The following is a 25,654-nucleotide window of genomic DNA, read 5'->3' as shown; positions in this document are numbered from 1 at the left end:
CCCCCACATCAAATAAGCTCGACATAACAATGCATGGGTTTTACAGGCATCTGTCAGAGCATATTCAGTGCCGATAGCGCGTTGTCATATCTGCCTGGGTTTTATAAAACACTCGCACCAACAATAAGAAAAAGGCACCTCTTTCATTGCAAAGTATGGCGCTGCCATCCCGTCAGTATTTAAGAACGATAGTGGATCATTTATGAATCAAGTTTTACGCTCAATTGGTATTAAGCCTCGTATGATCCTGGTTGTGGTCACAGCTGTACTTAGCATTGTCGCTTTAGTCAGTTTTTCCCTAAGCCAGACCTATAAAATGCAGGTGCAGGAGAAGCAGATCAAAACCCAGCATCTTGTAGAAAGTGCTGTCGGCGTTGTCACAAAGGAATACAGGGCATTCAAAGCGGGACAGCAAACCGAAACAGAAGCAAAACAGCGGGCAATGACCACTCTGGAATCCCTTCGTTACGGGGATAACGACTACTTCTGGATCAACGATATGCATGCAGTTGTGGTGATGCACCCGATTAAGCCCCAACTGAACGGCCAGGATCTTTCCAAACTGGAAGACCCCAATGGTAAGCGCCTGTTCCAGAGTTTTGTCGATACCGTCAGAGATAAAGGCAAGGGAAACGAAGACTATTTATGGCCTAAACCCGGCTTTGATGATCCGGTAGAAAAAGTGTCCTATGTCGCAGGCTTTAAACCCTGGGGCTGGGTCATAGGTACAGGCGTCTATATTGATGACGTTGAATCGGCATTTTGGGATACCGCCAGTTCACAGGTAACAATCGCCTTCATCGGTCTTGCCATTACCGTACTGGTACTCTTTCTGATCGCCAATAGTATTATCACGCCGATAGATGAAACAAATCGCGCCATGCGCAACATCAGCCAGGGAGATGGCGATTTAACCCTGCGCCTGAATGCCAACGGGCATGATGAAATGAGCCAGCTGGCGCGCTCCTTTAACCTGTTTGTCGATCAGGTTCAGTCTGTGATCAGAGAGGTAGATAGCTCTACGGAGCGCGTTGCTTCTGCTGCCAGCCAGCTAACTCATGCCACCAGCCTAAGCACTGAAGCGATCCATCGCCAGACAACCGAGACAGACCAGGTGGCAACCGCAGTTAACGAAATGGCGGCCACAATCCACCAGGTGGCTCAAAGCGCAATTAGCGCAGCTGAAACCACCTCCAGAGCAGAAAAAAAGACGCATACAGGCAAAGATGATATCGATGCAACAACCCAGACAATCATCTCCCTTTCCGATGAAATCGGCCATGCGACCGATGTGATTAAACAGCTGGATGCACAGGCAAACAATATTGCCTCAGTTCTGGATGTCATTGGCAGTATCGCTGAACAGACCAACCTACTGGCCCTGAACGCTGCCATTGAAGCCGCCCGTGCCGGCGAACAGGGCCGGGGCTTTGCCGTCGTTGCCGATGAAGTCCGTACCCTTGCCAGTCGCACCCAGGACAGCACCCAGGAGATTGAAAAGATGATCGAACAACTCCAGGCCGGAGCAAAACAAGCGGTAACCGTCATGGAGACCAGTGTAGCCAGCACCCAGACAACCATGGAGCGCGCTGATGAAACACAGGCGGCTCTGGAAGAGGTGGTAGAAGGCATGTTGCAGGTCAATGATATGATCAGTCAGATCGCCAGTGCGGCTGAGCAGCAATCAGCGGTGGCCGAACAGATCAACGTCAGTGTCGTTAGTATCGTGGGACTGTCATCTGACAGTTCAAACTCTGCAGATCAGACACGTCAGGCCAGTGATGAATTAAGTCACCTTGCCGGTGAGCTTAAGCAGCTGGTAGACAGGTTCAAAGTTTAAGTCTTAAGACGGTATTTCAGAACTTAGAATGTTGCAGGGTTCCAGGCGTATTTTGAGTTTCAGCTACAACTCGGTTAGGCTTCTGAGTAATCAGCGCCACTCAGCTAAAGCTATAATCAGGAAGAAAGTAAATGGAAGCCGCTCTGCCCAAGCACATATCTCTGGTTGTTATGCCGCGCGTGCTTTTTCCGCAAACTTTTATGGCGCTGAATGTCCTGGAACCCCGCTATGAACGTATGGTGAAAACCTGCCTCTCTGCCTATGAGGGGCTCGGGATTCTTTTTCAGATGGAAAGCCTTACCGTTAGAGCCTCTGAAGAACAGCTGGATCAATTGAAGGGGTGCACAGGAACCTATGGACTCATCTCTGACTGGTACCCTCAGCCAGATAACACCTTAGCCCTTAATATTGATGGACTCCGGCGCTTTCGGGTTATGAGTGCAACTCAGGAAAGTGACGGACTGATCCGGGCAGAAGTCCAATGGTTACCGGAAGAAAAGAGCACACCGGTCAGCCCCGAGCATCAGCATCTGGCTGATCTGCTCAAAGAGATCACTCACCATCCCCTGGCAAAAGAATGTGATTTTCACTTTAATCTGCAGGATGCCAAAAGCGTCAGCCTGAACTTGGCACACCTATTACCCTTGCCGGACCTTGATAAACAGCAGCTCTTAGAGTGCGATACCTCTACCGAACGACTAAGAAAAATCACATCTATGCTCTCAGCAAAAAAACGTTAACTTTAGCTACAAAAAGAGTGTTGAAGAGCATGCGGTTTTCACTAAACTAGCGCGGATTGACAGCCTTCCTCTGCCATTAACTCTGCCTTCGGGACTGCAGGAATGTCAGGCAGAACATATAAAAAAATACCCACCACAGATGACCGCGTCTTTCGAATAGTCGCCGGGATAAAATACTAAGCTGGGATAAAACACCAAAAGGACAACCACCTCATGTTCGCCTCACTATCTAGACTGATCGATATGACGTTGAGTGCCATAGGAGCCAAAAGCCTGAACGCGCAGTTTCTGCTCTCCTACGCACTGATTTTTATGCTTGCCATCGCTTCCGGCATTTTTCTCTACCTGAGCATGGCAATTGACCCTCAAACAATTAATATTGCTGGCCGCCAGAGAATGCTGAGCCAGAAAATGGCAAAAGAGGCTCTGCTGGTAGCCAGTCAGGTTGAAAATAAATCCACTCTGCAGAAAACCATGCAGCTCTTCGAAAGATCCCATAAAGATATTATCAATGGCAACAAAGCTCAGGGAATGAACCCGATTACGGACTCAACCATTCTTTCACAGATGCACGTTGTCGAAAGCGTCTGGTCTGATTACAGCAAAACGCTTCTGCAGTACGCTGACAGCCCAAGTGATGCTCTGCAGAAAAAGATCCAAAAGAATTCATTAAACATCCTGACAGAAATGAATAAAGCGGTCGTTATGATGACCCAGTCCTCCAGCGAGCAGACCCGCACCCAATTGATGACCGCTTTTGTTTGTGTGCTTCTTATTGTATTTCTGGTGGTGATGGGACGAATCTTTGGTTTGCGCCTGTTAATGGATAACATCACTCGCCTGCAGAAGCGCCTCACTCATGTTGGCAGCGGTGATTTTACCCACCGCTTCATGGTGTATCACGCCAATAATGAAGTTGGCCAGATGTTTACCGCCTATAACACCATGGCCGACCAGGTATCTGAACTGGTCAGCAATGCCCGTAATGCCGTCACCCGTACAGCAGAGCATAGTGAAAGCGTTACCAAGGCTACCGCGGATGCTGAGGCTGGCGTGGTTCGCCAGTACAATGATATCGACCAGGTAGCCACTGCTATGAATGAGATGAGCGCAACCGTGCATGAGGTCGCGCAAAATGCTGCTCAGGCTGCAGAAGCCGCCAGAACGGCGGACAATGAAGCCCGAGGCGGTATCTCCGTCGTGCAAGCCGCCGTAGATCAGATTCATGACATGGCGCTACAGCTGGATGGTACTTCAGCGGTACTGGATAGACTGGAGGCAGAGTCCGGTGAAATTGGCAAAGTGCTTGAAGTCATTACCGGCATTGCTGAACAGACCAACCTGCTGGCGCTAAATGCTGCTATTGAGGCTGCCCGGGCAGGTGAACAGGGTCGCGGATTCGCGGTTGTGGCTGATGAGGTACGAACGCTGGCACAGCGAACGCAGGAATCTACCGAAGAGATTCGAGTGATTATTGAGCGTCTGCAAAATGAATCCCGCAACGCTGTAACCTCTATGCAGCAAAGCTCAACGCTGGCTAAGAGCAGTGTCGGGCAGGCGGAACAGGCTTCAGAAGCACTGAATCATATCGCCGGAGCTGTGGATACCATCAGCAACATGAACACCCTGATCGCGACGGCTGCAGAAGAGCAAAGCCAGGTGGCCGATGATATCGACCAACGTATCGTCAGCATCTCTGATATTGCCGAACAAACCCGCTCAGACTCTCAGCTGGTGGTCGGTGCAACCCAGGAAATTCAAAGCGAAGTTCGCGATCTGGATCAACTGATCAGCCGCTTTAAAACCCGATAACCGACCAGTCCAGTCACCAGAACCCCGTCAACACAGAAAATTTACAAACGGAAGGCCCTGATTAATCATCAGGGCTTTTTCGTATCTGAACGATCACTAACATGAAAAATAGAGGATAGGGCATGGAAAATAGAGGATAGAGCGATATCAGCTTACCAGCCCCTCTTCAACGGCGTAACGTGCTAACCCTGCAGCCGTATGGATATCCAACTTCTGCTTAATATTCTGCCGGTGAGTTTCAACGGTACGTACGCTGATATCCAGCTGTCGGGCGATCTCTTTATTACTGTTACCCTCTGCCAGATAGCGTAGGACAGTTTCTTCCCGGGGCGTCAGGGCTGGTTTTTGCTCCCGAGTATCCGTCTGCCCCTGAAAAAGCACACGGGAAACTCCAGCGCTAAAGTAGCAGCCTCCCTGATGCACGGTCTGGATCGCCCGAACCAGTTCATCGGAACCCACATCCTTTAGAACATAACCGGATGCTCCGGTCTGAACCAGCTGCTGAATATACTCACGACTGTCATGCATACTCAGAATAAGCACTGGAACCGATGGGTAGAGATTGCGCAGATGCTGGGTGGCCTCTAAACCATTCATCACCGGCATACTGACATCCATCAGCACAACATCGGGACGCTGTTGCTGCACAAAATCCAGTGCCTGCTGACCATTCTGAGCCTCACCGACCACCTCAATCAGGTCATCCGCTTCAAAGCGGGCCCGAATCCCATCCCGTACCAAAGGATGATCATCCACCAGGAGTAATTTAATCGATGCCGATTTCGGATGGTCGGGCAGGTTTGCTTGCTCAGTCATGGAGTTATCCCATTCTTTTCTCGGTCAAAACAGAGCATTCCGGGCAGGTCTGCAGAGGTTTCAACCTGTTATTGTCGTCGGCTGCGGATCATCGCTGCTCTTACTCTTTTCCTGCATCAGCAAGGGTTGCCAGCTGTGCATCGGAAATTGCGCCCGGACAAGGGTTCCCTGCCTCGGTGCGGATTCAATAATAAAATCTCCGTAAAGAAACTCCACCCGCTCCTGCATATTTCGCAGGCCAATACCGCCGCCACCCACCAGTTCACGAACATTAAAACCGACCCCGTCGTCTACCAGCGTTAAGTGAAATGTGTCCCGGTGCCAGCCGGTAGACACTTTCAGATGCTTCGCCCGGGAGTGGCGCTCAACATTGGTCAGAGCCTCCTGAACAATACGATATAGCGTCGTTTCAATCTCCTCTGGCAGGCGCATCCGGCAAGGAGGAGTATTCTGCTCGACCTCAATACCGGTTCGCAAGCGAAACTCATCAAGAACCATGGTCATCGCAGGGATCAAACCCAGATCATCCAGAGCACTGGGGCGCAGGTCATGGGAGATACGACGAATCTCCTGAATGGCTTCATTCATGACCGCCGACGCTTTAGCCAGATGGGACTGTGCCTTAGGGTTTTTATCACCCACACTGTCCGCTCCCAGCTCCAGTCGAAACTTGGCAGACACCAGTAATTGATTGATCCCATCATGCAGTTCGCGGGAAAAGCGGCGACGCTCAGACTCCTGGAACTGCACGGTTTTATGCACCAGCTCCTTCAGACGGGAATCCGCCAGTCGATGCTCATGAACATTAAACAGAATCACAAACGCAACGATCAATCCAACCGTAACCGTGGTGATGGCCAAAACAGTAAAGAAGGTATTGCGAATATTCAGCTTCACCTCATGGCGAATCTTAGCCACTTCTTCGGCGATATCATCAATATACAAGCCAGTACCCAGCATCCAGTGCCAGCGGGGCAGCTCGATAACATAGCCGATTTTCTCTGATTCTTTGCCATTGGAAGGTTTATTCCACATATAGTGGTGATAACCACCGCCATCACGGGACAGCTCCAACAGACGCTGAATCACATAATCGCCCTGAGTATCCTGCATATTGATCAGGTCACGCCCCACCAGTTCCGGCTGAATCGGGTGGACTAGATTAACGCCATCACTGTCATAGACAAAAAAGTAACCATCAGAACCAAATGTGATTGCATCCAGCACCGCTTTCACCTGCCGCTGAGCTTCTTCATCGCTGAGGTCTGTCTCCCGGAGAATAGGCGAGATGCCACTCATTGCCAGACTGACATAATGCTCAAGTTCGGTGCGTTTGGATTCAAGTAGGTTGTGCTCAAAGATGGCGATCTCAGTCTCACTCAGGCTTTTTACCTGCTGCGCACTGATCAGGGTAATACTGGTGGTCACCAGTACCAGAGGCACCAATGCCAACAGTAAAATTTTGGTTTTCAGACTCATAGCGGCAGAACAACCCCAACCAGTTTTCAGCGGGCATCCTGCCAACATGATGGTGATAAAAAGAAACTATTGTCAGGATTAAGCAAGCAACAGGCAAGACAAGACAGGCAATAAATATCGTTTCTGTAGCAAAGGGAAGCAAAATAAGGAAAGTTACTGAGAAAAAGTCTGCCTTCTCTTCTGAGGCAGAAGAGAAGACAGTGCACCACTGCGGATGCGAAGGGAACAGAACCCTTTCAGGCTCTTCCATGCAAAAGATAGCGCTATATAAGAAACAGCCTACGGCCGTGACTCAAAAAACCAACTTACTGAAAACCCAGATACTCAGGGAATACCAGCAGTGCCAGCAACACAAGCACCTGCAGGGCAATAAACGGCATAACTCCCTTGTAAATGTCCATTGTAGTCACACCATCCGGTGCCACCCCTTTCAGGTAAAAGAGGCTGAAGCCAAAGGGCGGTGTCAGGAAAGAGGTCTGCAGGTTCATCGCAATCAGGATCGCAAACCAGGTCATATTAATACCCAGAATCTCGGCAATCGGCACCAGAATAGGCACAATAATGAAGGCAATTTCCACAAAGTCGATAAAGAAACCCAGAACCAGAATGACCAGCATGGAGAGTACCAGGAAGCCCCATTTTTCTCCGGGCAGACCGAGCAGCAACTCTTCCACGACCTCTTCACCACCGGTATAGGAGAACGCCATTGAGAAAGCGGTCGCACCCAGTAGAATCGCAAAAACCATCGCGGTCACTTTTACGGTTTCAATACTGCTGTCGAAAACCATCTTCCAGCTGAATTGCTTATAGAAAAATGCCAGTACAACAGCACCGGCGCCCCCCAGTGCAGCAGACTCGGTTGGTGTCGCTATACCACCAAAGATAGAGCCCAGAACTACCAGAATCAGAGCCAGTGGCGGCACAATGGCACGAATCGCCTTAAGGTAGAGTGCCTTACGATCAACACCCTCTTCCATCGGCATCGCTGGCGCTGCTTCCGGCTTCAGCCAGGTATAAATCAGAATATAAACAATATAAGCGGCGATCAGCAAAAGGCCTGGGCCGATTGCAGCCTGAAAAAGGTCCCCGACCGGAATCCCCATCACATCACCCAGTAAAATCAGAATGATCGACGGTGGTATAATCTGGCCCAAAGTACCGGAGGCACAGATGGTTCCGCAGGCAAGGCGCTTATCGTACTGATATTTAAGCATCACCGGCAGAGAAATAAGCCCCATGGCCACAACAGAAGCGCCCACCACACCTGTGGAAGCCGCCAGCAGCGCACCCACCAGAATAGTGGAGATCGCAATACCGCCGCGCACCCGGCCAAACAACGTCCCCATGGATTCCAGCAACTGTTCTGCCAGACGGGTTTTCTGTAGAACCAGCCCCATAAAGATAAACAACGGAATCGCCATCATTACCGTGTTCTGCATGATGCTCATCACACGGTACGGCATAAAGGCAAACATCTCCATGCCCTCGGAAAAGACACCGAAAAGCAGCGCCACCCCACCAAAAGTGAAGGCAACAGGAAAACCCATAAGCAGCAGTACAAGAGCCGCTGCAAACATCAAAACACCTGTCATAGCGGTCTCCTAAAGATCTGTTTTATGATAAATCGGTTTATGGTGGCCCAGCAGGGTATTCACCGAGTTCAGTAGTAGCCCAAGACCACTCATCGCCATAAACGCAAAAGAAACCGGAATCGCAGCTTTAATAATCCAACGCTGAGATAAACCACCCGGATCACCACTGCTCTCACCAAGTTCGTAAGCTTCCTTAACAAAATCGATACCAAACCAACCCACCAACAGGCAGAAAGGAAACAGGAAAACCAGTGTTCCCATAAAATCGATCCAGGCACGAGCATTAGGTGACAAACGCTCGTAGATCAGATCGACCCGCACATGACCGCCAGCTCTCAGGGTATAAGGCACACCAAACAGAAACATAGCCGCAAACAGATGCCACTCCAGCTCCTGAAGGGCAATGGATACATCATTCCAGAGATAACGGGCCAGCACGTCATAAAAGACATTCGCCAGCAGTAGCAGAAATAACAGGGCAGAAAAAGTGCCCAGGCGATCGGAGACCCAGTTCAGGCCGTTCTCCAGCCGCACAAGCAGAGGCACAGATGTCGGGGACATAGCTATTCCTATCGGGGCAAGGTGATAATGGAAAGGAGTAAAAATAAAACCGTCACACAGTAGAAAAAACCATAACCCCGACCGGGAGGTATATTCCGGTCGGAGTTACAGTATCAGCCGGAGTTATTCGCCGGCAATTGAGTCCAGGTATTGCTTATCTGCAATATTGGTCCAGGCACGAACCTGTTTCAGATACTTAGCCTGAGATTCAATAATCTCTTTTGCCATTGGATCGGCTTCAGCTTTCTCTTTCAACAGTTTAGTGTTCGCAGCGCGCATCGCCTCGATCACTTCATCCGGGAAGCGTTTTACCTGAATATTCGGGTATTCCTGCTTCATCGTTGCCCAGTTCTCACCGGAAGCGTGGGTCGACTGAGTGTACATGTCATAAGATGCGGTACGCATCGCAACACGCAGAATTTCCTGAAGATCTTTCGGCAGTTTCTTCCAACTGCGCTCATTGATCAGGAACTGCAGTTCGGTTGCAGGCTCATGCCAACCGGTGTAGTAGTAAGGTGCGATTTTATGGAAGCCCATACGCAGATCCAGAGAAGGCCCCACCCACTCCAGTGCATCAATGGTGTTACGTTCCAGTGAGGTATACAGCTCACCGGTTGCAATGTTCGTTGGTTTAGCGCCCAGCTCTGCCAGAATTTCACCAGCGAAACCAGGAATACGCATTTTCAGACCCTGCAGGTCTTCCAGAGAGTTGATCTCCTTACGGAACCAACCACCCATCTGGATACCCGTGTTACCACCAGGGAAAGAGAGCATACGGTGACGCTTATACACCTTCTGCATCAGTTCCATACCACCGCCGTGATAGAACCAAGCGTACTGCTCAGGCGCTGTCATACCGAAAGGCATTGTAGTAAAGAAAAGGGTGTTCGGATCTTTACCCTTCCAGTAGTAGGATGCAGTATGGCCCATATCGTACTGGCCGCCTTTCACCATATCAAAGATCGCCAGAGGCGCTTTGTGCTTATTGGCGGAATCGATTGTGATCTTCAGGCGACCACCGGACATCTCTTCAGCCATCTTCGCCATATTACGCGGTGAGTCACCAAAGATCGGGAAGTTAGTCGGCCAGCCTTCCGCCATTTTAAGGCGGTAAACTTTATCGTCTGCCATCGCAGGAGCTGCAAGAATACTCAGGCAGGTTGCTGCTGCCAGAGCCTTCTTACCAAAGGGAAGTTTTTTCAGAGCGCTAAACATTGTTTTTATCATCCTCAGCGTTTTTCGGAATGCCTGACTAATGTTCTGATATCAGTTATAACCAACACAGAACCTGCAGGCTTCTTGAACAGCAAGGATAGTTACAAAAACAAATATCAGCCACTATTCGGGTGAGTACGTAGCCCACCTGTAGAAACTACGCACCCGACTACGTAAAAATACGTAGACCCCTTGGTGGTCAGCATCAGGTTTGTTTACACTAAACACTCATAAAATCGAGCCAAAGCCATTGATTTTAAAGGGTTTTGTCCAATTCAAAATACTTGTCCACTTCTTTGGAAAACACACATTATGCGTACACTCCCCCGCCTCTACTCCTTTCGTCGATGTCCATACGCCATGCGCGCCCGTCTTGGGCTATTATTTGCCGGATTGCAGGTTGAGTTGCGGGAGATCATCCTGAAAAGTAAACCCGCGCCTATGCTGGCGATCAGTCCGAAGGGGACGGTTCCTGTGCTGGAACTGCCGGATGGTAACGTAATCGAAGAAAGCCGGGAGATTCTGGAGTGGGCATTGACACAGAACGACCCCTCGGGTTTGCTGGATGCAGATATTTCCTTAGCGGCGGGTCTTCTGGATCAGAACGATAGTGACTTTAAACACTGGCTGGATCGCTATAAATACGCCGACCGCCACCCTGAAATGAGCCAACGGGAATACCGCCAAAACGGCGAGGTGTTTTTACAGGTACTTGAAGGCTTACTGACCGACCGGCCTTACCTGCTGAGCGACAAGATCAGCATCGCCGACATCGGCATCATGCCCTTTGTGCGCCAATTTGCCCACGTTGACCGCCAGACGTTTTACGCACTTCCCTACCCGAAGTTGCAACAATGGCTGCAGGAATGGTTAGAACACCCCGTATTTCTAGAGGCCATGACCAAGTTTGAGCCGTGGCAGGAAGAGGATGAAGTGGTGGTGTTTCCGGCAGAGTGAAGGTGTTCATCCTTCGGGAAGCAGACTGGCTCCCACGCCCTCTGGCTGAGAAACAACAGACTGGCTCCCACGCTCCGCGTGGTAGCCCGAGAGTATTAATTTTTTTCTGTCTCAGGGTAGCAAGGGACGCTATTTTCTATTTCTATTAAGTGAATCTAACCAACCTTGATCAGGCTGCCAGCCCCGATGATATGGATCTTCCGGGTCTCTTTATGCACAAACTGAAAGGTAACAGGGATGATATCTGGTCGGTGCGCGTCAGCGGCAATTGGCGTATTACTTATCGCTTTATTGGCCGCGATGTCGAAATTGTAAATTACGAGGATTATCACTGATGCGCATGCACAACCCCGCCCACCCCGGTGAAATACTCAAGGAGTTGGTGATTGAAACGCTGGAGCTGACGATCACGGATGTTGCCGAGCATCTGGATGTCAGCCGGAAAACACTGTCGAAAGTGCTGAATGGCAAAGGGGCGATCACCCCTGAGATGGCATTACGACTGGAACTGGTATTCGGCAAACCCTCCGCAGACCACTGGCTAAGACTGCAGAGCGCCTACGACCTCTGGCAGGCAAGACAGCAGCAGGGCACCTTACAGGTATCACCATACAATCTGGTGGTTTCCTAATTTCGCACTTAACTCCGAATCTGCTCGATATACCTCAGCCATTGACGAGCATTCTTGCCAACATACTCATCGGATGTGGAATCAACGTTTTGCTCCGCCAGATGAAATTTACCTTCCGCCGCTTCCACCTGCTGCTGCTGTAGCAGGACAATGCCTTGCAGTAACAAGACTTCGGCGGGATCTGCCGGGTACTCTGCCAGCAGAGTGCTCAGGGTATTACCAGCTGCCTGCCATTTTTTCTGCTGCATCTGTAACCGGGCGATCTGTTTATAAAGCCCAGCCAAACGTTCAGCCATATCGGGTTCCTGCTCATATAAAGCAACGATCCGCTGCAGAGTATGTTCAGCCTTGTCCCATTCTTTAGCCCTTAACCAGAGACTGGACAGTTGCTCAGTAGCGACCCGTTCTTGGTCGGCGCCTCTGACCGCAAAGGCTTCTTTTTCCAGACCATCCGTCAATACCTGTGCCGCTTTTAAAGGTTGCCCACTGGCATTCAACCATTGACTCAGCAGCTGGTAATCATTGGCACGATCAAATAACCCCTGCTCCCAGGCGATTCGCAGACTGGCCACGGCCTCCTGATTAATGCTATCCGGGTCTGCGCCATGACGAGCGGGTTGGCGATACTGCAGCATCGCCAGCTGTCGCCAGTGACGCATCTGCCGGGGCTCCTGAATCAGAATACGCTTCTGTACATTAGCCGCATCAGGCCATTGCTCCAGACGGGCGTGTAAACCAACCAGTAAAGAGAGCCAGGGAATCGGTGCAGACTCATGGCGAGCCACCGCTTCTTTGGCGTTAGGCAGTGCTTTGCTCCAGCTTTCCTGTTGACTGTAGGCCTGGGCTAACGTCAGAAAGTGGCGGGGCTGTCGTTGCTCTTCCGGTGTTTTTTCCAGCCAATCCTCAAACAAAATAATCCCCTGATCCAACTCATCCTGCTGAATCATCAACTGGGCCAACAACCCCTGCAGATTAAGCTGATCCGCCTCAGGCAGCTGCTTCAGTTGCCAGGCGTTGCGGATAGCGGTAAGGGCTTTCTCATAGTTAGCATCCTGCAGTTCCGCCTGGGCAAGGGCACGCCAAAGCATCGCCTGCATCAGCTCACTGGGTTCTTCCGTCAACTGCTGCCCGATCAGGGTTTTCACTTCAAGCCAACGGGCCTCAGTCTGCAGAGCCTGAATCTCCTGAATCTGCTTAAATTCAGCAGGAGACAGGTTGGCTGCCTGGACACCGGTAAAGGCAAGACTGCTGGTGAGCATCAGCAGAAACATCAGGCCAGACCGGTACTGCTGCAACCAATGTTTTTTATTCTGTGTGCTTCTGCCTGCACCACATTGGCAAGCGGCCAGTCCATTGTGAAAGTTCATCATGCTGCCCTCGTTATCCTTTGAATTACGTATCGATACCCATCAAGCCAAGCCAAACTGTATCGGCCTGTGCTCTATTACTGCGCCAGCTTAAAGACCAGAGTTTGTCGGGCTCGGAACGGAACTCCCTGCCCTCCCTGTTTCTTCGGCTGAAAGCGCCAGCGGGATAAGGCGCGAATACTGGTGCGTTCAAACAAACCTTTTGGTGTGGCACTGACAATTTTGATGGAGTCTTCCACCACATCTCCATTGGCATCAACGACAAACTCCAGAACCACCTGACCTTCCACCCCCCGGCGCAACGCCTTGCGGGGATAACGCGGATTAACCCGACTCAAAGGCATAGGGTTTTCTGCAATCTGCATAGCCGACTCACCGGGCTGGAACTGACTAATATCAACATCCAGCTGAAAGGAGCTTTCTGCAGCAATATCTGGCAGATCCAGATCCGGAGTCGGAACGTCTGTAACTGGCATATTTTGCAGAGGCTGACTTACCGAAGGCATAGCTGGTTTTTCCGGCGCAGGCTCCGGTGGTTCTGGCCGGGCTCTTTTACGAACCTCCAGATCAGATTCATCCTGCAGCATAAAGAGACTGAGTTCAGCGCTATTGTCTTCCGGTAATGTCTGCATCTGATCCATCTGCACCATCTCAGCCAGAAGCACAAAAAATACCAGTGTCAGCAGTATACCAACAGGCAAAACCAGCAGGGGTTTCAAACGGGTACGCAGTGAGGCTGAACGAACGCTCGCTTTGGAGGAAGTATTACTCGCCGTCACGGGTCGCCACCGTATACTTCACACCGGCCAATCGCAACTGGTCGATCAGTTTCACCAGATCTCCTGTGGTACTTTTGCTGTCCGCCTGAACAACAACGCTTAACCCCGGCTGTTCACTGCGCAGACGCTCCAGAGTCGGGCGAACCATACGCAGATCTGTTGCTTTCCGGTCCAGCCAAACCTCACCCTCCGGAGACAGGGCGATCATGACCGCGCTTTGTGTCTGACCCTCGCTGGTTTTGGCAGAGGGCCGGTTCACATCAATACCCGCCTCACGGACAAAAGAAGTGGAGACGATAAAAAAGATCAGCATAATAAACACCACATCCAGCATAGGTGTCATATCGATGGCAGCTTCATCCTGCTGCTGGCTGAGAAAACGGCTCATAAAGCGGTTCCTGTGAAAAATTCAGTGGCAATGACCAATAAAAGGGTAGCTCTGCTTAACATCATGACAGCCTAGGGAGTTGTTGCAGATCCTGCAGCAGATGACTGTGCAACTGCTGCTGTTGCCGATCACTCCAGCTTTTCAGATAGCTGTACAGCAAAAGCCCTGTTACCGAAACGGCCATACCCGCCAACGTTGGCAAGGTGGCACTGGCAATACCAGCAGCCATCAACCGTGGGTTTCCCGTACCACTGACCGCCAGAACATCAAACACCTGGATCATGCCCGACACGGTGCCCAACAGACCCAATAGCGGGCAAAGGGCGATCAGGCTGCGAATCATGCCAAGACGCTCATTCAGGGCCAGGCGCAGATCGCACAGCAAGCTTTTCAGCAAAGGGTCTTTCTGAATACGGGCAACACTTATCTGATGAGGATTTACCTCTTTCAGGCGCTCCTGAAATACGCTTTTCTGCTCTTGATATAATTGCCGGTACAGCTGTGAATAACCGCTAAAGCAGAACCAATACCGTTCGGCCAGCAGGCAAAAAAGCACCAGACACAGCAGGACAATAATCTGCATCACCCAGCCACCGGCTGTAAGAAACTGATCCAGTGTCATCTGATATGCGTCAATATCAAAAAACTGCTGCAGGTAAAACCAAACCTCATCCATGGCTTAGCTCACCGTTGTCGCTTCAGACGTTTTTTTTCCGGCAACGTCAGGCTTTGCCGTCGGCAGCCAGACCGTCAACTGGTTCAGCTGAGCTAAGCTTTTCTCCTGCAGAATCATCAGCAAGGCACGGCTCTGACTGCTTAACACCCCATGACTGAACAGCATCGGAATCGCCACAATCAGGCCAAATACCGTTGTAATCAATGCCTGAGAGATCCCTCCCGCCATCAGCTTCGGATCACTGGTGCCGAACAGCGTGATACTCTGAAAAGTACCTATCATGCCGGTTACCGTACCTAAAAGACCCAACAATGGAGCCGCTGCGGCCAGTAGCTTCAGCATCGACTGACCGGACTCCAGTGCGGGTAACTCTTTTAACAGCGCTTCGTCAAGAGTACTGTTAAGGGCACTTGTTGCCGCTTCATCATTAACCGATTGATTATTGGCTTTCAGCTGTTGTAGCTTTTCCTGACAAGCCAGTAAAACACGCCCCAGAGGGTTATCATTTTTCGGCAACTCCGCCTTAAGCTGACGGACAATTTTGTGACGAACTACGCTCAACCGCACCAATTTATAAAATGCTGTCAAAAGCCCCATCACACCCAAGGCAAGAATAATATAACCGACAGAACCACCTTGCCGGATTTGATCCATAAGCCCTGGCTTCTGACCAATCAGCGCCAGTAACTGACCCGAGCTGACATCCACCAACAAGTGTTCACTTTGCTGAGAGTCTGCGGAGTCTGAAACCGCATCAAAAAAGCGTTGAGCCTGGTCCTGATGTTTGTCTTTCGGCTGCCCGGCCAGCACACCTAGCTGCTGACGCTCCGGCTGCCAACTAAGGAACTCACCGTTTTCATTAATAGCATTAAAAGTGCCTACTCTAAGTACGGGCTGACTTTCAATACGACCGTCAGTATCCGCAACATCAGCATTAAATCGACTAATGGTGCCCGAATGCGTCATTTCATGCTGGAACTGAAACCAAAGAGTTTGCAGCTGCGCCATGGTGGGAATCGCTTTTTCACTGGCAAAGTTCAACGATTGCTCACGACCCGCAAACTCCGCACCCACCAAAGAGCTTCCCAGCTGCTCTTTCAACTCCGCAGATTGTTCTTTGACGACACCAAAGACCTCACCCAGCTGCCCTGTACGCTGTTTCAACAGCGTTTCCAGCTCCACCAGTTTATCTTCATTGTTATCAAACAGGTTTTTCAGCCGCAACTGCTCATCATCCGCATGCTGCAGACGCTCTTTTGCCTGCCTTAGCAAGGATTCCTGTCGGGTTTTATCCTGCAAAAACAACTTTAATCGTGCTTGCTGCTCAGCACGATCTTCTGCAACAAAGTTCTGAACATCATTTAACAGCTGACGATTTAACTGCTGAGATTGGCCTGATACCTGAGCAGAAACAGAGGTCGCCTCCCCGGCAGCGAAAACCGAGACTGAAAGGCTTAAAACGGATGACAAAAGCACGGTAGAAAGGGAGTTTATAAAACGCATATCAAGCATCACCTTCAGTGGAAACGGACACGGCAGATGGCAGAGGTAACGGCAGATTAAGTAACTCAGGAACAATTTGCTGACGGGCCATCGCAATCGCATTTTTCAGAACACGATTTTCATCACCATCTAGTGCCTGCCACTGCTGTGCATCTGGTAGCCAGAGGCCACCCGTTTTACCATTGGCTGACTGGTAGTAAAGCGCCACACGGCCTAAACGCAGAAAAGTAACCCGACGCTGACCGGCCTCAGTGGAGACCTCACCTTCATACGCCTCCAGACTGCGGCCATAATCCGCTTCTACCTGATAGGCCTGTAAAATCAGACGGTATTTTTCCGCCAGACTGACATCAGCCCGATCCAGAAGTGTCTGAAGCCGGGCAACCCGCTGCTGGCGCTCATCCAGCAAGAAGGGCTGATCCTGGGCCACAAACTGCTCCAGCGTAGACACCATACGCACCAACATCGGCAGCAGAGAGCGGTCGGTATCCTCCAGAGACTGAATCTGGCGATCCATACTGGTCAGTTCCTCTTGCTGACTGTCAATAAGACGACTCAGCTGGCGGTTATAAGCCTCTGTGGTTTCAGCCTGACGCAGTACTTGCTGATATTCCTGATACAGGGCGCGACTCTCTACAGACAGGTCATCCACTTTTAGCTGGTTTTCAGCTCCCGAGCGATGGACCTGCTGCACAGCGTTAATACTTTGGTCAACGGCCGTCTCACTGGCATGAGCTTTTGGCAAACCGAACAGTAGCGATATAAAAACTGTCGTTGCCATAAAAACAGGGGCAACGACAGACTTGAGCAGATAGCGGTAAAGAGACATAGACAGATCCGTGTTTGTACTAAAGTGACAACTCAATAGCGCTATGATATTGAGAAACACACACCCTTGTAAATAGGAATTACTATCATTTGTTGATATTTGGCGTAAAGGCCATTTACAATTCAGGCATCAATTAGAAAGTTTACTCAGGTGTGTAGACCGTTACACAAGAAATGAGGCGCTGCGCACTTACCGGAAGTAAACCCGCACAAGCATCGTTAATCGATAAGTGGCATAAACCGATAGAAAACAGACACAGCCCCCAAGAATCAGGACTGGTGCAAAAGGCTGGTCAAACCAAAGCGCCGTAAACCATGCCAACAAAAATAGCAGTACACTCAGGAAAATACTCCACCAGAGAAAAGGGGATAACCCCCGACTCCAGTAAGCTGACAGCCATGCAGGAAATAGTAATAAAAAAAGTGATGCCGGAAGCCCTAACAGATAACTGCTTAAGACCACAACACAGAGTAGCCATAAAGCTTCCGGCAAACGCTGCAGCACCGTTAATGGCGACCCATAACAATCCGGTGCCAGCTGACTTTTCTGCCAGACATTGCGTAACAACGGAGCCAGTACCAGAGTCAAACCACTCAGTATCAGCAGCCAGAATGCATCACCCTGACCGACATAATAGATATCACCGGCCAACCAACGATCCGCTGAGGTATGCAGGTGCGCTGTGTTAGCTAACAAAGCATTGATCAGCGCCCCACCCAGCAGAAAAATTAACAAAATCCGCTCGGACTTCAGACGGGCAGCATACTGAATCCACCAGTAAATCCCCCCTGCCAATAAAAAAGCCACCGGGAGTATTGGCAAAGCCAAGGCTGTTGCCAAAATACCACCTGCCGCCGCACCTTGTGCAATGGCCAGCCCCTGTACCGATGCTGAACGTATAAAAAGAGACGCACCGGCCAAGCCCAGCAAAACAGCAGCTCCCAAACCGGATAAAAAAGGCCAAAGCCAAAAACTATCCAACATGGTTGGTTGGCTCCATCAGTCGTTGCATGGGGCAAGCCGTTAACGATAAACGCTCGGCAAGCTCATCATCATGGGTGGTGATCAGCAGGGCACAGGTTTCCGGCAGCTGCGATAACCCGTCCACCAGATCCCGCTTTCCGGCTTCATCCAGATGATTGGTGGGCTCATCCAGCAGCAGCAGATCCGGCTTACTTGCCAGTGCCGCCGCAAGACGCACTCGCTGCCACTGCCCTCCGCTTAACGTATCCAGACGTTTATCCAACAAGCCTGCTGATAAGCGGCACTCTGACGCTTTACCCTCAACAAAAATATTCATCCAGTCCCAGCCATTCAATGGCCAGAGCGGAGGCCGCGGGTGCTCCTGCGCTAAAAAAAGATAACGGGATGTTGCCCGGTCAAGGGAGCCGCTTATCAACGAAACTTGTCCTGACAGAGTTTTCAGTAACAACGACTTTCCGGCACCATTACCCCCGGTTAGCGCGATTTTGTCTCCGGGTAACACCCTTAGATTCAACGGGCCAATATGTGTATCCGGTGCCGAGGGGTAGCCGATGCAAGCCAGGTGAAGAGAAACCAGACCAGACCCGGTGTCACGATTTCTGTTCAAAAGCATTCGCCCAAGCCTGCAGTAGCTCTTTATAGCCATTCCAGTCCGGGGTTTCCGGCTCAAGGGGGACAGCATACGTTGGCCAGCCTAAACGCTCGTTCAGAAAACGCGCGCCCTGATCCGGATTAAAGCGGGCATACAACACACGGGCCGACTCCTGTTGCTGGTGTTTCTCAACCAGTTCACGCAGATGTTTAGAAGTTGGTGGCAAACCCGGCAAAGGCTCCAGATAGCCAATATTCTGCACCGGCAGCCAGGCTTCCAGGTAATCAACATCTTCGTGATAGGCGATAAAACGCTGACCCGGAACCAGCTGTTCAGACAGGTATTCAGCTGTTTGCTTTAACTCTTGTTCCAAGTGATAGGAGCGCTTAATCAATAGCGCTTTCTGATCTGGAAAAAAGTGCCCAAGACGGCGGGCAACAAGCCTTGCCGCTTTCGCCATACGGAGTGGATCAATATTAAAATGGGGATTGCCATGACGGTGCACATGACCGGCATGGGGGCCCGTTGTGGTAATGGAAGGGCGAAGTTGCAGAGAAGTAGCAAGGCTTAAACGCCCCGGCTGACCGCTATTAATGTCCGGGTTGGCGGCATTTGCCGTTATCGCAGGCAACCACCCCTCTTCCAGTCCGGCACCTGTATCAATGAGCAGATCAGCTCTTCGCACAGCGGCCATAAAGCTGGGCCGGGCATCCAGGTAGTGTACATCCCGACCGGGGGATGCCAGTACTTTCAGTTCAAGTTGGCGCTGCTCAACAAGCGGCTGAGCGATCTCATTCACCAACATACCTAAACTATTTGTGGTTGTCACAACACGGACAGACTCATCGGCACTGGCGTTGAGAATGGGTAAAAGCGCGATAAAAAACAGAAACAGACGCAACATAATATCAGCCTGATAAAACACGAGTGAAGGAGAAATACCAATGAAAGAAACCGGCAGAAAAGGAAACCTATAGTCCAGAAGACCTAGGCGTAGATGCTTCCTTTCTGCCAAAAAGCCCGACTCAGGCCGGGCTCAGATCAGCGTTGAGACAACGCTGACGAAAGCTTAAAAGTTATGCGCACCATGGGCGCCCAAGGCAACATTAAACTGTAGAACCACCTCATTACTGCTGCCATCATCACCGGCAAAGTCTTTATGGTTAAACTGAGTTCTCAGGAAAACAGGCTCAACCGGGCGCCAGGTAATCTGTCCGGAATACTTGTAAGAGGTATCCAGAGAATCCAGTTCGGTATCATGACCACCGCCCCACTTCTCATTAATCAGGCCCAAGGCTTCAGCCCGAAGACCTACCTGCCAGCGCGGTAATACGCCATAGACACCTTCAACATAAAAGCCATCCTGTTCTTCCGTATAGGAGTCGCCTTTTATTGCGCCTTCAAGATGATAATCGCCATCCTCTTCATGGTAGTCACCACTGTACTGAGCAAGATCCCGCGCAACATAGAAGTATTCAGACGTTAAACGCAGATCACCTTCACCATAAGCCTTACCGGAGGAGTATTTATAAACGCCATCGACGCCGGCAAACCAGCTGCTGCCAATCTGGGCGGTCGTATGAGGCTCTGTGCCATGGAAATGTTTGTCATATCCCCCAACATACTGATTGGCATAACCACCGGATAAGCCGAGTTGCACCGCATGATCAGCACCCAGATCCGGGCCGTATTTCATAAAGGCTGTAACAACGCGTGGGCCACTGTCCTGTTCTTCCAGAACATCTTCCTGTTCTGCATAAACATCAAATGTATTTCCCTGCCCCTGCAGTAACTCAACACCCAAGAGTGCATAATTTTCGGTAGGTAGCTGCCATGTGCCCTGCAAACCAACATCCTGCAAGCCATGGTCACCAAACAGATACTGATTGACCAGAGGGCGATCAGCAAAGTCCCAGCTATGGGTATGGCGGCTGTTTACATAGCCGATATCAGACAGAAACTTACCAAACTTCAACTGAAAGCCAGCGGGAAGAGAGCGGGTCTTCACCCAGGCTTCCTCAACAGCGACATCACTATCATCAAAACCCAGCAACAGACGACCATCCAGTAGAGCACCCAGGCCAGCATCAATTGCCAGCTCAGAATGACCAATGCCAAAGCCTTCCTCAAAACCATGCTGATGGCCATCATCCCCGTGACCATGGTCATGGCCATGATCATGTCCACTCTCCCCAAACCCTTCAGGGGAAGATGTGCCAGAGCTGAGCTCGTTATAGAAGAGCCCTTCAAGAATAATGGAAACATCAACATCTCTATTTGCCTGATCTGCGGCTATAGCTGAACCACTGGCCAAGCCAACTGCAAGAGCGAGTAAACTTTTCTGTACTGATTTTTTGATCACAAAACACCTCATTAAGATATGTTACAACATAACATTTGGTGCAATCTAATATAGTAAGCAACCTTAATCAAGTCATAACCGCTTTATTGTCTAGCCCGCATAAATAGATTTGCAGTCACTGGCGGTCTGCGTAAAGTGCGTGTGGCATCCAGAGGCCGAGGCAAACGTGGCGGTTCCCGGGTGATTTATTATCACTTTGTATCCAAGTCTCACATTGCGCTTTTACTGATCTACCCAAAAAATGAAAAAGATAATCTGAGTTCCGATGAGCGCAAAGCGCTGAAACAACTGATTGAACAGTGGAGATAACCATGAGCACTTTTTTTGACGACCTGATGGAAAGCGTTCAGTAGATGGATGAGAGCCAGCGCGGTGCACCTGCACCGTCCCGTGAGTTCACTGTTGATGCCCTTCAGGTCAAAGAGATCCGCAAGGCCACCGGCCCAGCTAAGTCTCTGCTGCGCGCCCTGCGTAATGACCCAGTACACTGTATAAAAGCGTTGAGTGATGAGGATGCAGTAAAAGCACAGTAATCGTTTTACTCTAAAGACGCTGAAAAAAACCGCCTTCCGGCAGGTCTGTACTTTGTACAGTTCTGTATACCCGTTATGCAGGTCTACATAACGACAGAGCATGGTTATTCGTCTTGCTTTAACGTCTGCAAGTAAAGTGGATCGAAAAACATATCACGCTGCAACAGTCTTGGATCTACCGAAGTGCCCTCAATAGGTACATTTAAGAATTTCAAACAGACCCGTTCAAGTAATACCCTAGCATGAGATACTGCGGTAGCCATAAGTTGGCCGTCTATCTCATCGGAAACCCCATGGCCGATCTTATCTCGCAATGTATAAAGACCAATATCCTCATCTAGCAATGGGAGTAAGTCGTGGACTGTTAATGCGTGGTCTTTCAGAAAGTCTTCCACTTTCTTTTTTGAGGATTTTGAATTTTTTCTAACGCCACTCATGAAACCCTTAATTCTTTGCCTCTCCCTCTTTTCGAATCCCGACAAGTCAGAAAAAACACCTTGAAGCTTTGTATAGAACGCAGAATTTTCAGACTCAGCAAAAGTGTGTTCCACAGTACTTCTAAACCAGCCAACTGCAAAATCTTCTAACACAGAAAACATAAAGAAAAAGTGTTGAGCATCGCTCATTCTTACATGAGGATTTATAGCGGCGATTAGTTTTTTTATGCTATATCTTATTTCTTTATCAAGATCTAAATATCCGCTAACTGCCTGAGGAAACTTTTCTTCAAAAATAGCTGACGAATTCACAAGGTATTCAAATTGTTCAGAATTATTCTCATTGTGAGGAAATTCAGCATCCTTTATGCCAGTAGGGTCTTTAATTTGAGTTACATGCTTTTCATCAGAGGTATAACGATAACCATTAAACTTAGTCATCTGGCGAGCAAATAAACTCATAATAATTTTAATGCCATCTACTTCTTCTCGATGGCTGATCAGCCAATCATCATTAATGTAAGGGGAGTTGCAATCAAAAGTGTAGTAACTATAGTAAGAAATCTTTCCGCAAGATTCAGGAATACCTATGCACTCAATAGACAGTGAAAAGTTACGACCAGAAATATCAATATCTTTAATTAAAATTCTCTTCAGATTTTGAAAATCACCTAAATGCGGAAAATATGTATTGTATATTGAGTATAGAAGATTATTTCTAGAAAAAAACATTGAGAGCGAAGGTGAAGAACCATAAGTTTCAGTCTTGGTTATTTTATCAACCATTCTGACATCCGCCTCAAAGGCCCCATATTTCCTACCTAAAGGCATCCCACAAGGAATTCGCCTAAAAAAAATATTCTCCAAATAAATATCACTATTACTCGATAAAAAACCAATCGGAGTAGGAAGCCATTTTTTAGGAACAAAATCCGAAGTAAAAAATATATTAATTTCCGAGCCACTGATAGGGTTAGGTTCGGTATATTGAACAACAGCTTGAAATTTATTTCCAACACCATCTGTTAAATAGCCATCAACTTCATTAATTTTTTTAAAAATCATATCAACATCCCTTTCAATAGTCATAAAAAATGATACGCAGATCTGCATATCGGTTAAACATGCAATTATGCAGGGACCACCTCACCTGGCTCTGAGGTCTTTCCTAGCTTTATCGATTGGTAGTATTCGTCAGCACTGGCAACTTTATTGATCAACGCCTCTACACCCAGCTTCTCAAGCTGCTGCTCGATCTCATCAAGTTGCACTTTAAAATACTCTTTCCGACGATTAACCCGGTTTACCCTGCGGTCGTCAAAGACCTGATGCAGCATGGTTTCCAAGGCTGGTGCATCATCAGATTCAATCAAGGCGTGAACATCAAAGGTAAACGGCACACTGGCATCCCCCAGCTCTTTAACACGATCCATTGGTTCCAAACGGCGTGTCATACCGATCTTGAGCACATCCTCACCAAAGCTACCGATGTTGGAAATCACATAAACGTGGCCTTGCTTGGTATCCTGCGCTCGGCTTCTGGCCCGCTCTAACCGCTGATGAGCTTCCTCAAGTTCAGCTTTCAGCTTATCCAGCACCTCCTGATGTGCTGCTCGTTCAGCCTCACCTTCTTCAGCCATTCTCCGCTCAAGCTCTGTAATAGCGTCCTGCTTAATTTGCCCTTCTTTCTCTGCCGCTTTCTGAGCTTTTTCCGCTTCCTGACGTGCTTTTTTCTCTTCCCGTTCCTGCGCTCTCAATTCAGCCTGCTGCTCTTTGGCCAGCTGACGAGCTTTCTTATAATTGATCTCAACTTCCAGCCTTTTAACCAGCAAATCACGGAATTCCTGATTCACCACACTACGGCTATCCAGGCACTTGACCAAGGCTTCAGCAGCAACAATAGACTCCGTGAGCTTTTCCATAGCCTGATGCCCATTATTAGCGGTCACTTTTGAGCAAAGCATATCAACGGTAGTAAGCAGTAAAGCTCCTGCCATATCAGACTTGGCAGAAATAGCAACAAAGTTGCCAATATTGACATCCGAATTACTACCCTTAACACCATCAATAGCATTAACCGCTAATTCTTTAAGGCGTTTTTGTACTGCCTTACGGTCTTCCTGATAAGATTTACTGGTCGATAAATCATCTTCATTCAGGATCTCAACGTCAGCGGCAATACGGGAACACCGGTCTGTAATGTCTTCCAGAAATTCTCTTGATTTTTGGAGGCGGGATCTAAGCTCCAAATTAGCCGCATTGAGCTTTTCTTGCCTGCGCTCGCAGCTTAAAACAGCTGAATTGGCATTGTCTATTAGCTCCCTAGCTTCTCGTTTTGAAGCGGCTAATCTTGATTGAGCCTCTTGTTTCGAGGAAGTGACCAAGGTTTCGGCTTCAAGTCGTGCTGAATTAATCAGTACACTTGATCGAGACTCAGCCTCCGTTACAATTTCTTCCCCTTTGCGTTCAGCTTCAGAGATTATGGCTTTCCGTTTTTTATTTGCTAAGAAAAGCCCTAGAAGAAGGCCTACAAAAAAACCTGAAATAGTTAAAAACACGTATCCATCCATAATCGCATCCTTTTAGATATTTATTTAAAGAATGATTGTAAGGGTAGAATCATGATTTTCCACTACAGCTAAGCAAGCATTGGTATTGCTGCTTTTGATATTTGTCATTTATTCATCCCTGATCGCATTAGATAAATCTTGAGTGTGCGTTGCATCTGGCAATCTCACAAAAAATCGCCACGGTTTTCGTTGCAGATTGAGAACAATACACAAGATTACCGTAACAAATAATTTGAGAGACAGGGTTAACTCCGGTTAAACTGGGGTTGTTGACTACAAGCTTTGCTTGTAGCCCGCCAACTAACTTACCTAAGGGGTGAGACCATGCCGTACAGAAGTGATGATTACGAGGGCTTCTAGTGACGAAGATGCCTTCCACAAAGGACGCTGAAGGCTTTATTAAACCCATAGCAGAAGAGGCCACACAGCAGGCCTCTTTGTTTTTGGGAGAGAGCATAGGCTTTTGGGTTCAGACTACAGCGATTGTCCTGACTGCTTTTTTCGCAGCCTGGGCAGTATTTTCTGCCCGACAGATGACCCGCCGCAAAAACTCTGCTGATGTCATTTTCAACTCCAAAAATGACAAAAAACTTCGTGACGGCATAAAAACCATTAGCCAGTTACACAAAGATTCTACGGTTGAACTTGCACAATTCGCCTACGACCTGTCCAACGACCAGACCAAAAGAGATCAAGCTGCGTCGATCAATTACGTCTTGAACTACTACGAGTATGTTGCCGTTGGTGTTAAGCGGGGCATCTATGATGAAGCAATCCTTAAAGATTCTAGTTACTCAACTTTGGTGCATATGTACGAATTCTGCCAGCCCTACATTGAAAATGTCAGACGTCAGAATCAGCGGCCTACTACGTGGTGTGAATTTGAAGCGCTGGCTCAGAAATGGCAGGACAAACCGCTAAAAGCCAAGCGTAAAAGATAAAACCGAGCAATTTGCATTTTTTGAAAATTGCTCAGCAGGATAACTTCTGA

Annotated in this window: 26 protein-coding genes; 9 read left to right on the top strand and 17 right to left on the bottom strand. The window is 49.1% G+C overall.

Translation table 11 applies throughout. The features are described 5' to 3' along the window. Window positions 1-202: 202 nt before the first annotated feature. The 3 genes from ACN0R8_RS14245 to ACN0R8_RS14235 all read left to right on the top strand — a co-directional run bounded on the left by ACN0R8_RS14245 (window position 203) and on the right by ACN0R8_RS14235 (window position 4,392). Window positions 203-1,840 carry a methyl-accepting chemotaxis protein gene (locus tag ACN0R8_RS14245; protein WP_417598565.1) on the top strand — a complete coding sequence of 546 codons (1,638 nt, stop codon included), beginning with the start codon at window positions 203-205 and terminating at the stop codon, window positions 1,838-1,840. Window positions 1,841-1,971: 131 nt separating this feature from the next. Further along, window positions 1,972-2,580 carry an LON peptidase substrate-binding domain-containing protein gene (locus tag ACN0R8_RS14240; protein WP_417598563.1) on the top strand — a complete coding sequence of 203 codons (609 nt, stop codon included), beginning with the start codon at window positions 1,972-1,974 and terminating at the stop codon, window positions 2,578-2,580. Window positions 2,581-2,793: 213 nt separating this feature from the next. Then, window positions 2,794-4,392 carry a methyl-accepting chemotaxis protein gene (locus ACN0R8_RS14235; protein WP_417598561.1) on the top strand — a complete coding sequence of 533 codons (1,599 nt, stop codon included), beginning with the start codon at window positions 2,794-2,796 and terminating at the stop codon, window positions 4,390-4,392. Window positions 4,393-4,539: 147 nt separating this feature from the next. On the opposite strand, the gene ACN0R8_RS14230 is transcribed toward ACN0R8_RS14235, so the two are convergent. The 5 genes from ACN0R8_RS14230 to ACN0R8_RS14210 all read right to left on the bottom strand — a co-directional run bounded on the left by ACN0R8_RS14230 (window position 4,540) and on the right by ACN0R8_RS14210 (window position 10,055). Next, window positions 4,540-5,208, bottom strand: coding sequence for a response regulator transcription factor (locus ACN0R8_RS14230; RefSeq protein ID WP_417598559.1), 669 nt, complete (start codon window positions 5,206-5,208; stop codon window positions 4,540-4,542). Window positions 5,209-5,268: 60 nt separating this feature from the next. Beyond that, on the bottom strand, window positions 5,269-6,687 hold the full coding sequence (locus tag ACN0R8_RS14225; protein WP_417598557.1) for a cache domain-containing protein: 1,419 nt from the start codon (window positions 6,685-6,687) through the stop codon (window positions 5,269-5,271). Window positions 6,688-6,992: 305 nt separating this feature from the next. After that, on the bottom strand, window positions 6,993-8,279 hold the full coding sequence (locus tag ACN0R8_RS14220; protein WP_417598555.1) for a TRAP transporter large permease: 1,287 nt from the start codon (window positions 8,277-8,279) through the stop codon (window positions 6,993-6,995). A 9-nt stretch (window positions 8,280-8,288) separates the two neighbouring features. After that, a complete protein-coding gene (locus tag ACN0R8_RS14215) occupies window positions 8,289-8,840 on the bottom strand; it encodes a TRAP transporter small permease subunit (RefSeq protein WP_417598553.1) in 552 nt (183 codons plus the stop codon). A gap of 123 nt (window positions 8,841-8,963) precedes the next feature. After that, entirely contained in the window at window positions 8,964-10,055 is a 1,092-nt protein-coding gene (locus ACN0R8_RS14210; RefSeq protein ID WP_417598551.1) for a TRAP transporter substrate-binding protein, read from the bottom strand. Between the two features lie 312 nt (window positions 10,056-10,367). Here ACN0R8_RS14210 and ACN0R8_RS14205 point away from each other — a divergent pair, with 312 nt between their 5' ends. The 3 genes from ACN0R8_RS14205 to ACN0R8_RS14195 all read left to right on the top strand — a co-directional run bounded on the left by ACN0R8_RS14205 (window position 10,368) and on the right by ACN0R8_RS14195 (window position 11,643). After that, window positions 10,368-11,012, top strand: coding sequence for a glutathione S-transferase (locus ACN0R8_RS14205; protein ID WP_417598549.1), 645 nt, complete (start codon window positions 10,368-10,370; stop codon window positions 11,010-11,012). A gap of 149 nt (window positions 11,013-11,161) precedes the next feature. Next, window positions 11,162-11,347, top strand: a complete 186-nt coding sequence (locus ACN0R8_RS14200) for a type II toxin-antitoxin system RelE/ParE family toxin (protein WP_417598547.1) — start codon at window positions 11,162-11,164, stop codon at window positions 11,345-11,347. Then, window positions 11,347-11,643: a HigA family addiction module antitoxin gene (locus ACN0R8_RS14195; RefSeq protein ID WP_417598545.1), complete on the top strand. Its 297-nt coding sequence runs from the start codon at window positions 11,347-11,349 to the stop codon at window positions 11,641-11,643. The genes ACN0R8_RS14200 and ACN0R8_RS14195 overlap by 1 nt, the downstream gene beginning before the upstream one ends. Before the next feature lie 8 nt (window positions 11,644-11,651). Here the strand turns inward: ACN0R8_RS14195 and ACN0R8_RS14190 are convergent, their stop codons facing one another. The 10 genes from ACN0R8_RS14190 to ACN0R8_RS14145 all read right to left on the bottom strand — a co-directional run bounded on the left by ACN0R8_RS14190 (window position 11,652) and on the right by ACN0R8_RS14145 (window position 21,123). Next, window positions 11,652-13,013, bottom strand: a complete 1,362-nt coding sequence (locus ACN0R8_RS14190) for a tetratricopeptide repeat protein (RefSeq protein WP_417598543.1) — start codon at window positions 13,011-13,013, stop codon at window positions 11,652-11,654. A 74-nt stretch (window positions 13,014-13,087) separates the two neighbouring features. Next, complete coding sequence (locus ACN0R8_RS14185; protein WP_417598541.1) at window positions 13,088-13,789, bottom strand: energy transducer TonB; 702 nt, start codon at window positions 13,787-13,789, stop codon at window positions 13,088-13,090. Then, complete coding sequence (locus ACN0R8_RS14180) at window positions 13,776-14,177, bottom strand: ExbD/TolR family protein (RefSeq protein ID WP_078320425.1); 402 nt, start codon at window positions 14,175-14,177, stop codon at window positions 13,776-13,778. The genes ACN0R8_RS14185 and ACN0R8_RS14180 overlap by 14 nt, the downstream gene beginning before the upstream one ends. A gap of 61 nt (window positions 14,178-14,238) precedes the next feature. Beyond that, window positions 14,239-14,853 carry a MotA/TolQ/ExbB proton channel family protein gene (locus tag ACN0R8_RS14175; protein WP_417598539.1) on the bottom strand — a complete coding sequence of 205 codons (615 nt, stop codon included), beginning with the start codon at window positions 14,851-14,853 and terminating at the stop codon, window positions 14,239-14,241. Between the two features lie 3 nt (window positions 14,854-14,856). Beyond that, a complete protein-coding gene (locus tag ACN0R8_RS14170; protein WP_417598537.1) occupies window positions 14,857-16,356 on the bottom strand; it encodes a MotA/TolQ/ExbB proton channel family protein in 1,500 nt (499 codons plus the stop codon). A gap of 1 nt (window position 16,357) precedes the next feature. Continuing rightward, the gene (locus ACN0R8_RS14165; protein WP_417598534.1) at window positions 16,358-17,185 is read right to left on the bottom strand and encodes a DUF3450 domain-containing protein; all 828 of its coding nucleotides are present in this window, start codon (window positions 17,183-17,185) and stop codon (window positions 16,358-16,360) included. 189 nt (window positions 17,186-17,374) lie between these two features. Then, complete coding sequence (locus tag ACN0R8_RS14160; RefSeq protein ID WP_417598533.1) at window positions 17,375-18,169, bottom strand: metal ABC transporter permease; 795 nt, start codon at window positions 18,167-18,169, stop codon at window positions 17,375-17,377. After that, entirely contained in the window at window positions 18,159-18,782 is a 624-nt protein-coding gene (locus ACN0R8_RS14155; protein WP_417598531.1) for an ATP-binding cassette domain-containing protein, read from the bottom strand. Before ACN0R8_RS14155 ends, ACN0R8_RS14160 begins: the two co-directional genes overlap by 11 nt. After that, window positions 18,760-19,665: a metal ABC transporter substrate-binding protein gene (locus ACN0R8_RS14150; protein WP_417598529.1), complete on the bottom strand. Its 906-nt coding sequence runs from the start codon at window positions 19,663-19,665 to the stop codon at window positions 18,760-18,762. The genes ACN0R8_RS14155 and ACN0R8_RS14150 overlap by 23 nt, the downstream gene beginning before the upstream one ends. 165 nt (window positions 19,666-19,830) lie before the next feature. After that, entirely contained in the window at window positions 19,831-21,123 is a 1,293-nt protein-coding gene (locus tag ACN0R8_RS14145) for a TonB-dependent receptor (protein WP_417598527.1), read from the bottom strand. A gap of 99 nt (window positions 21,124-21,222) precedes the next feature. Here ACN0R8_RS14145 and ACN0R8_RS14140 point away from each other — a divergent pair, with 99 nt between their 5' ends. Together ACN0R8_RS14140 and ACN0R8_RS14135 are read left to right on the top strand one after the other, a co-directional pair. After that, window positions 21,223-21,432, top strand: a complete 210-nt coding sequence (locus tag ACN0R8_RS14140) for a type II toxin-antitoxin system RelE/ParE family toxin (RefSeq protein WP_417598672.1) — start codon at window positions 21,223-21,225, stop codon at window positions 21,430-21,432. A gap of 44 nt (window positions 21,433-21,476) precedes the next feature. Further along, window positions 21,477-21,656 carry a hypothetical protein gene (locus ACN0R8_RS14135; protein ID WP_417598525.1) on the top strand — a complete coding sequence of 60 codons (180 nt, stop codon included), beginning with the start codon at window positions 21,477-21,479 and terminating at the stop codon, window positions 21,654-21,656. 104 nt (window positions 21,657-21,760) lie between these two features. On the opposite strand, the gene ACN0R8_RS14130 is transcribed toward ACN0R8_RS14135, so the two are convergent. Together ACN0R8_RS14130 and ACN0R8_RS14125 are read right to left on the bottom strand one after the other, a co-directional pair. Beyond that, complete coding sequence (locus ACN0R8_RS14130) at window positions 21,761-23,158, bottom strand: hypothetical protein (RefSeq protein WP_417598523.1); 1,398 nt, start codon at window positions 23,156-23,158, stop codon at window positions 21,761-21,763. Between the two features lie 65 nt (window positions 23,159-23,223). Then, window positions 23,224-24,663 (bottom strand): GIY-YIG nuclease family protein, encoded by a 1,440-nt coding sequence (locus ACN0R8_RS14125; protein WP_417598521.1) that lies wholly within the window; start codon window positions 24,661-24,663, stop codon window positions 23,224-23,226. A gap of 368 nt (window positions 24,664-25,031) precedes the next feature. Here ACN0R8_RS14125 and ACN0R8_RS14120 point away from each other — a divergent pair, with 368 nt between their 5' ends. Continuing rightward, complete coding sequence (locus tag ACN0R8_RS14120; protein ID WP_417598519.1) at window positions 25,032-25,604, top strand: DUF4760 domain-containing protein; 573 nt, start codon at window positions 25,032-25,034, stop codon at window positions 25,602-25,604. Window positions 25,605-25,654: the final 50 nt, after the last annotated feature.

It is taken from the genome of Oceanospirillum sp. (genome assembly GCF_048265165.1).
GTDB lineage: Bacteria > Pseudomonadota > Gammaproteobacteria > Pseudomonadales > Halomonadaceae > Oceanospirillum.
The sequence above is the reverse complement of the archived record's forward strand: the minus strand, read 5'-3'. Positions and strand labels throughout refer to the sequence as shown.

What these genes read in the sequence shown, in the direction of transcription:
- ACN0R8_RS14180 (WP_078320425.1), bottom strand. Translation starts at nt 14,177, where the DNA reads ATGAGCCGTTTTCTCAGCCAGCAGCAGGATGAAGCTGCCATCGATATG.
- ACN0R8_RS14210 (WP_417598551.1), bottom strand. Translation starts at nt 10,055, where the DNA reads ATGTTTAGCGCTCTGAAAAAACTTCCCTTTGGTAAGAAGGCTCTGGCA.
- ACN0R8_RS14125 (WP_417598521.1), bottom strand. Translation starts at nt 24,663, where the DNA reads ATGGATGGATACGTGTTTTTAACTATTTCAGGTTTTTTTGTAGGCCTT.
- ACN0R8_RS14165 (WP_417598534.1), bottom strand. Translation starts at nt 17,185, where the DNA reads ATGTCTCTTTACCGCTATCTGCTCAAGTCTGTCGTTGCCCCTGTTTTT.
- ACN0R8_RS14215 (WP_417598553.1), bottom strand. Translation starts at nt 8,840, where the DNA reads ATGTCCCCGACATCTGTGCCTCTGCTTGTGCGGCTGGAGAACGGCCTG.
- ACN0R8_RS14155 (WP_417598531.1), bottom strand. Translation starts at nt 18,782, where the DNA reads ATGCTTTTGAACAGAAATCGTGACACCGGGTCTGGTCTGGTTTCTCTT.
- ACN0R8_RS14160 (WP_417598533.1), bottom strand. Translation starts at nt 18,169, where the DNA reads ATGTTGGATAGTTTTTGGCTTTGGCCTTTTTTATCCGGTTTGGGAGCT.
- ACN0R8_RS14150 (WP_417598529.1), bottom strand. Translation starts at nt 19,665, where the DNA reads ATGTTGCGTCTGTTTCTGTTTTTTATCGCGCTTTTACCCATTCTCAAC.
- ACN0R8_RS14235 (WP_417598561.1), top strand. Translation starts at nt 2,794, where the DNA reads ATGTTCGCCTCACTATCTAGACTGATCGATATGACGTTGAGTGCCATA.
- ACN0R8_RS14230 (WP_417598559.1), bottom strand. Translation starts at nt 5,208, where the DNA reads ATGACTGAGCAAGCAAACCTGCCCGACCATCCGAAATCGGCATCGATT.
- ACN0R8_RS14130 (WP_417598523.1), bottom strand. Translation starts at nt 23,158, where the DNA reads ATGATTTTTAAAAAAATTAATGAAGTTGATGGCTATTTAACAGATGGT.
- ACN0R8_RS14195 (WP_417598545.1), top strand. Translation starts at nt 11,347, where the DNA reads ATGCGCATGCACAACCCCGCCCACCCCGGTGAAATACTCAAGGAGTTG.
- ACN0R8_RS14245 (WP_417598565.1), top strand. Translation starts at nt 203, where the DNA reads ATGAATCAAGTTTTACGCTCAATTGGTATTAAGCCTCGTATGATCCTG.
- ACN0R8_RS14120 (WP_417598519.1), top strand. Translation starts at nt 25,032, where the DNA reads ATGCCTTCCACAAAGGACGCTGAAGGCTTTATTAAACCCATAGCAGAA.
- ACN0R8_RS14205 (WP_417598549.1), top strand. Translation starts at nt 10,368, where the DNA reads ATGCGTACACTCCCCCGCCTCTACTCCTTTCGTCGATGTCCATACGCC.
- ACN0R8_RS14220 (WP_417598555.1), bottom strand. Translation starts at nt 8,279, where the DNA reads ATGACAGGTGTTTTGATGTTTGCAGCGGCTCTTGTACTGCTGCTTATG.
- ACN0R8_RS14190 (WP_417598543.1), bottom strand. Translation starts at nt 13,013, where the DNA reads ATGATGAACTTTCACAATGGACTGGCCGCTTGCCAATGTGGTGCAGGC.
- ACN0R8_RS14135 (WP_417598525.1), top strand. Translation starts at nt 21,477, where the DNA reads ATGGATGAGAGCCAGCGCGGTGCACCTGCACCGTCCCGTGAGTTCACT.
- ACN0R8_RS14240 (WP_417598563.1), top strand. Translation starts at nt 1,972, where the DNA reads ATGGAAGCCGCTCTGCCCAAGCACATATCTCTGGTTGTTATGCCGCGC.
- ACN0R8_RS14225 (WP_417598557.1), bottom strand. Translation starts at nt 6,687, where the DNA reads ATGAGTCTGAAAACCAAAATTTTACTGTTGGCATTGGTGCCTCTGGTA.
- ACN0R8_RS14170 (WP_417598537.1), bottom strand. Translation starts at nt 16,356, where the DNA reads ATGCGTTTTATAAACTCCCTTTCTACCGTGCTTTTGTCATCCGTTTTA.
- ACN0R8_RS14175 (WP_417598539.1), bottom strand. Translation starts at nt 14,853, where the DNA reads ATGGATGAGGTTTGGTTTTACCTGCAGCAGTTTTTTGATATTGACGCA.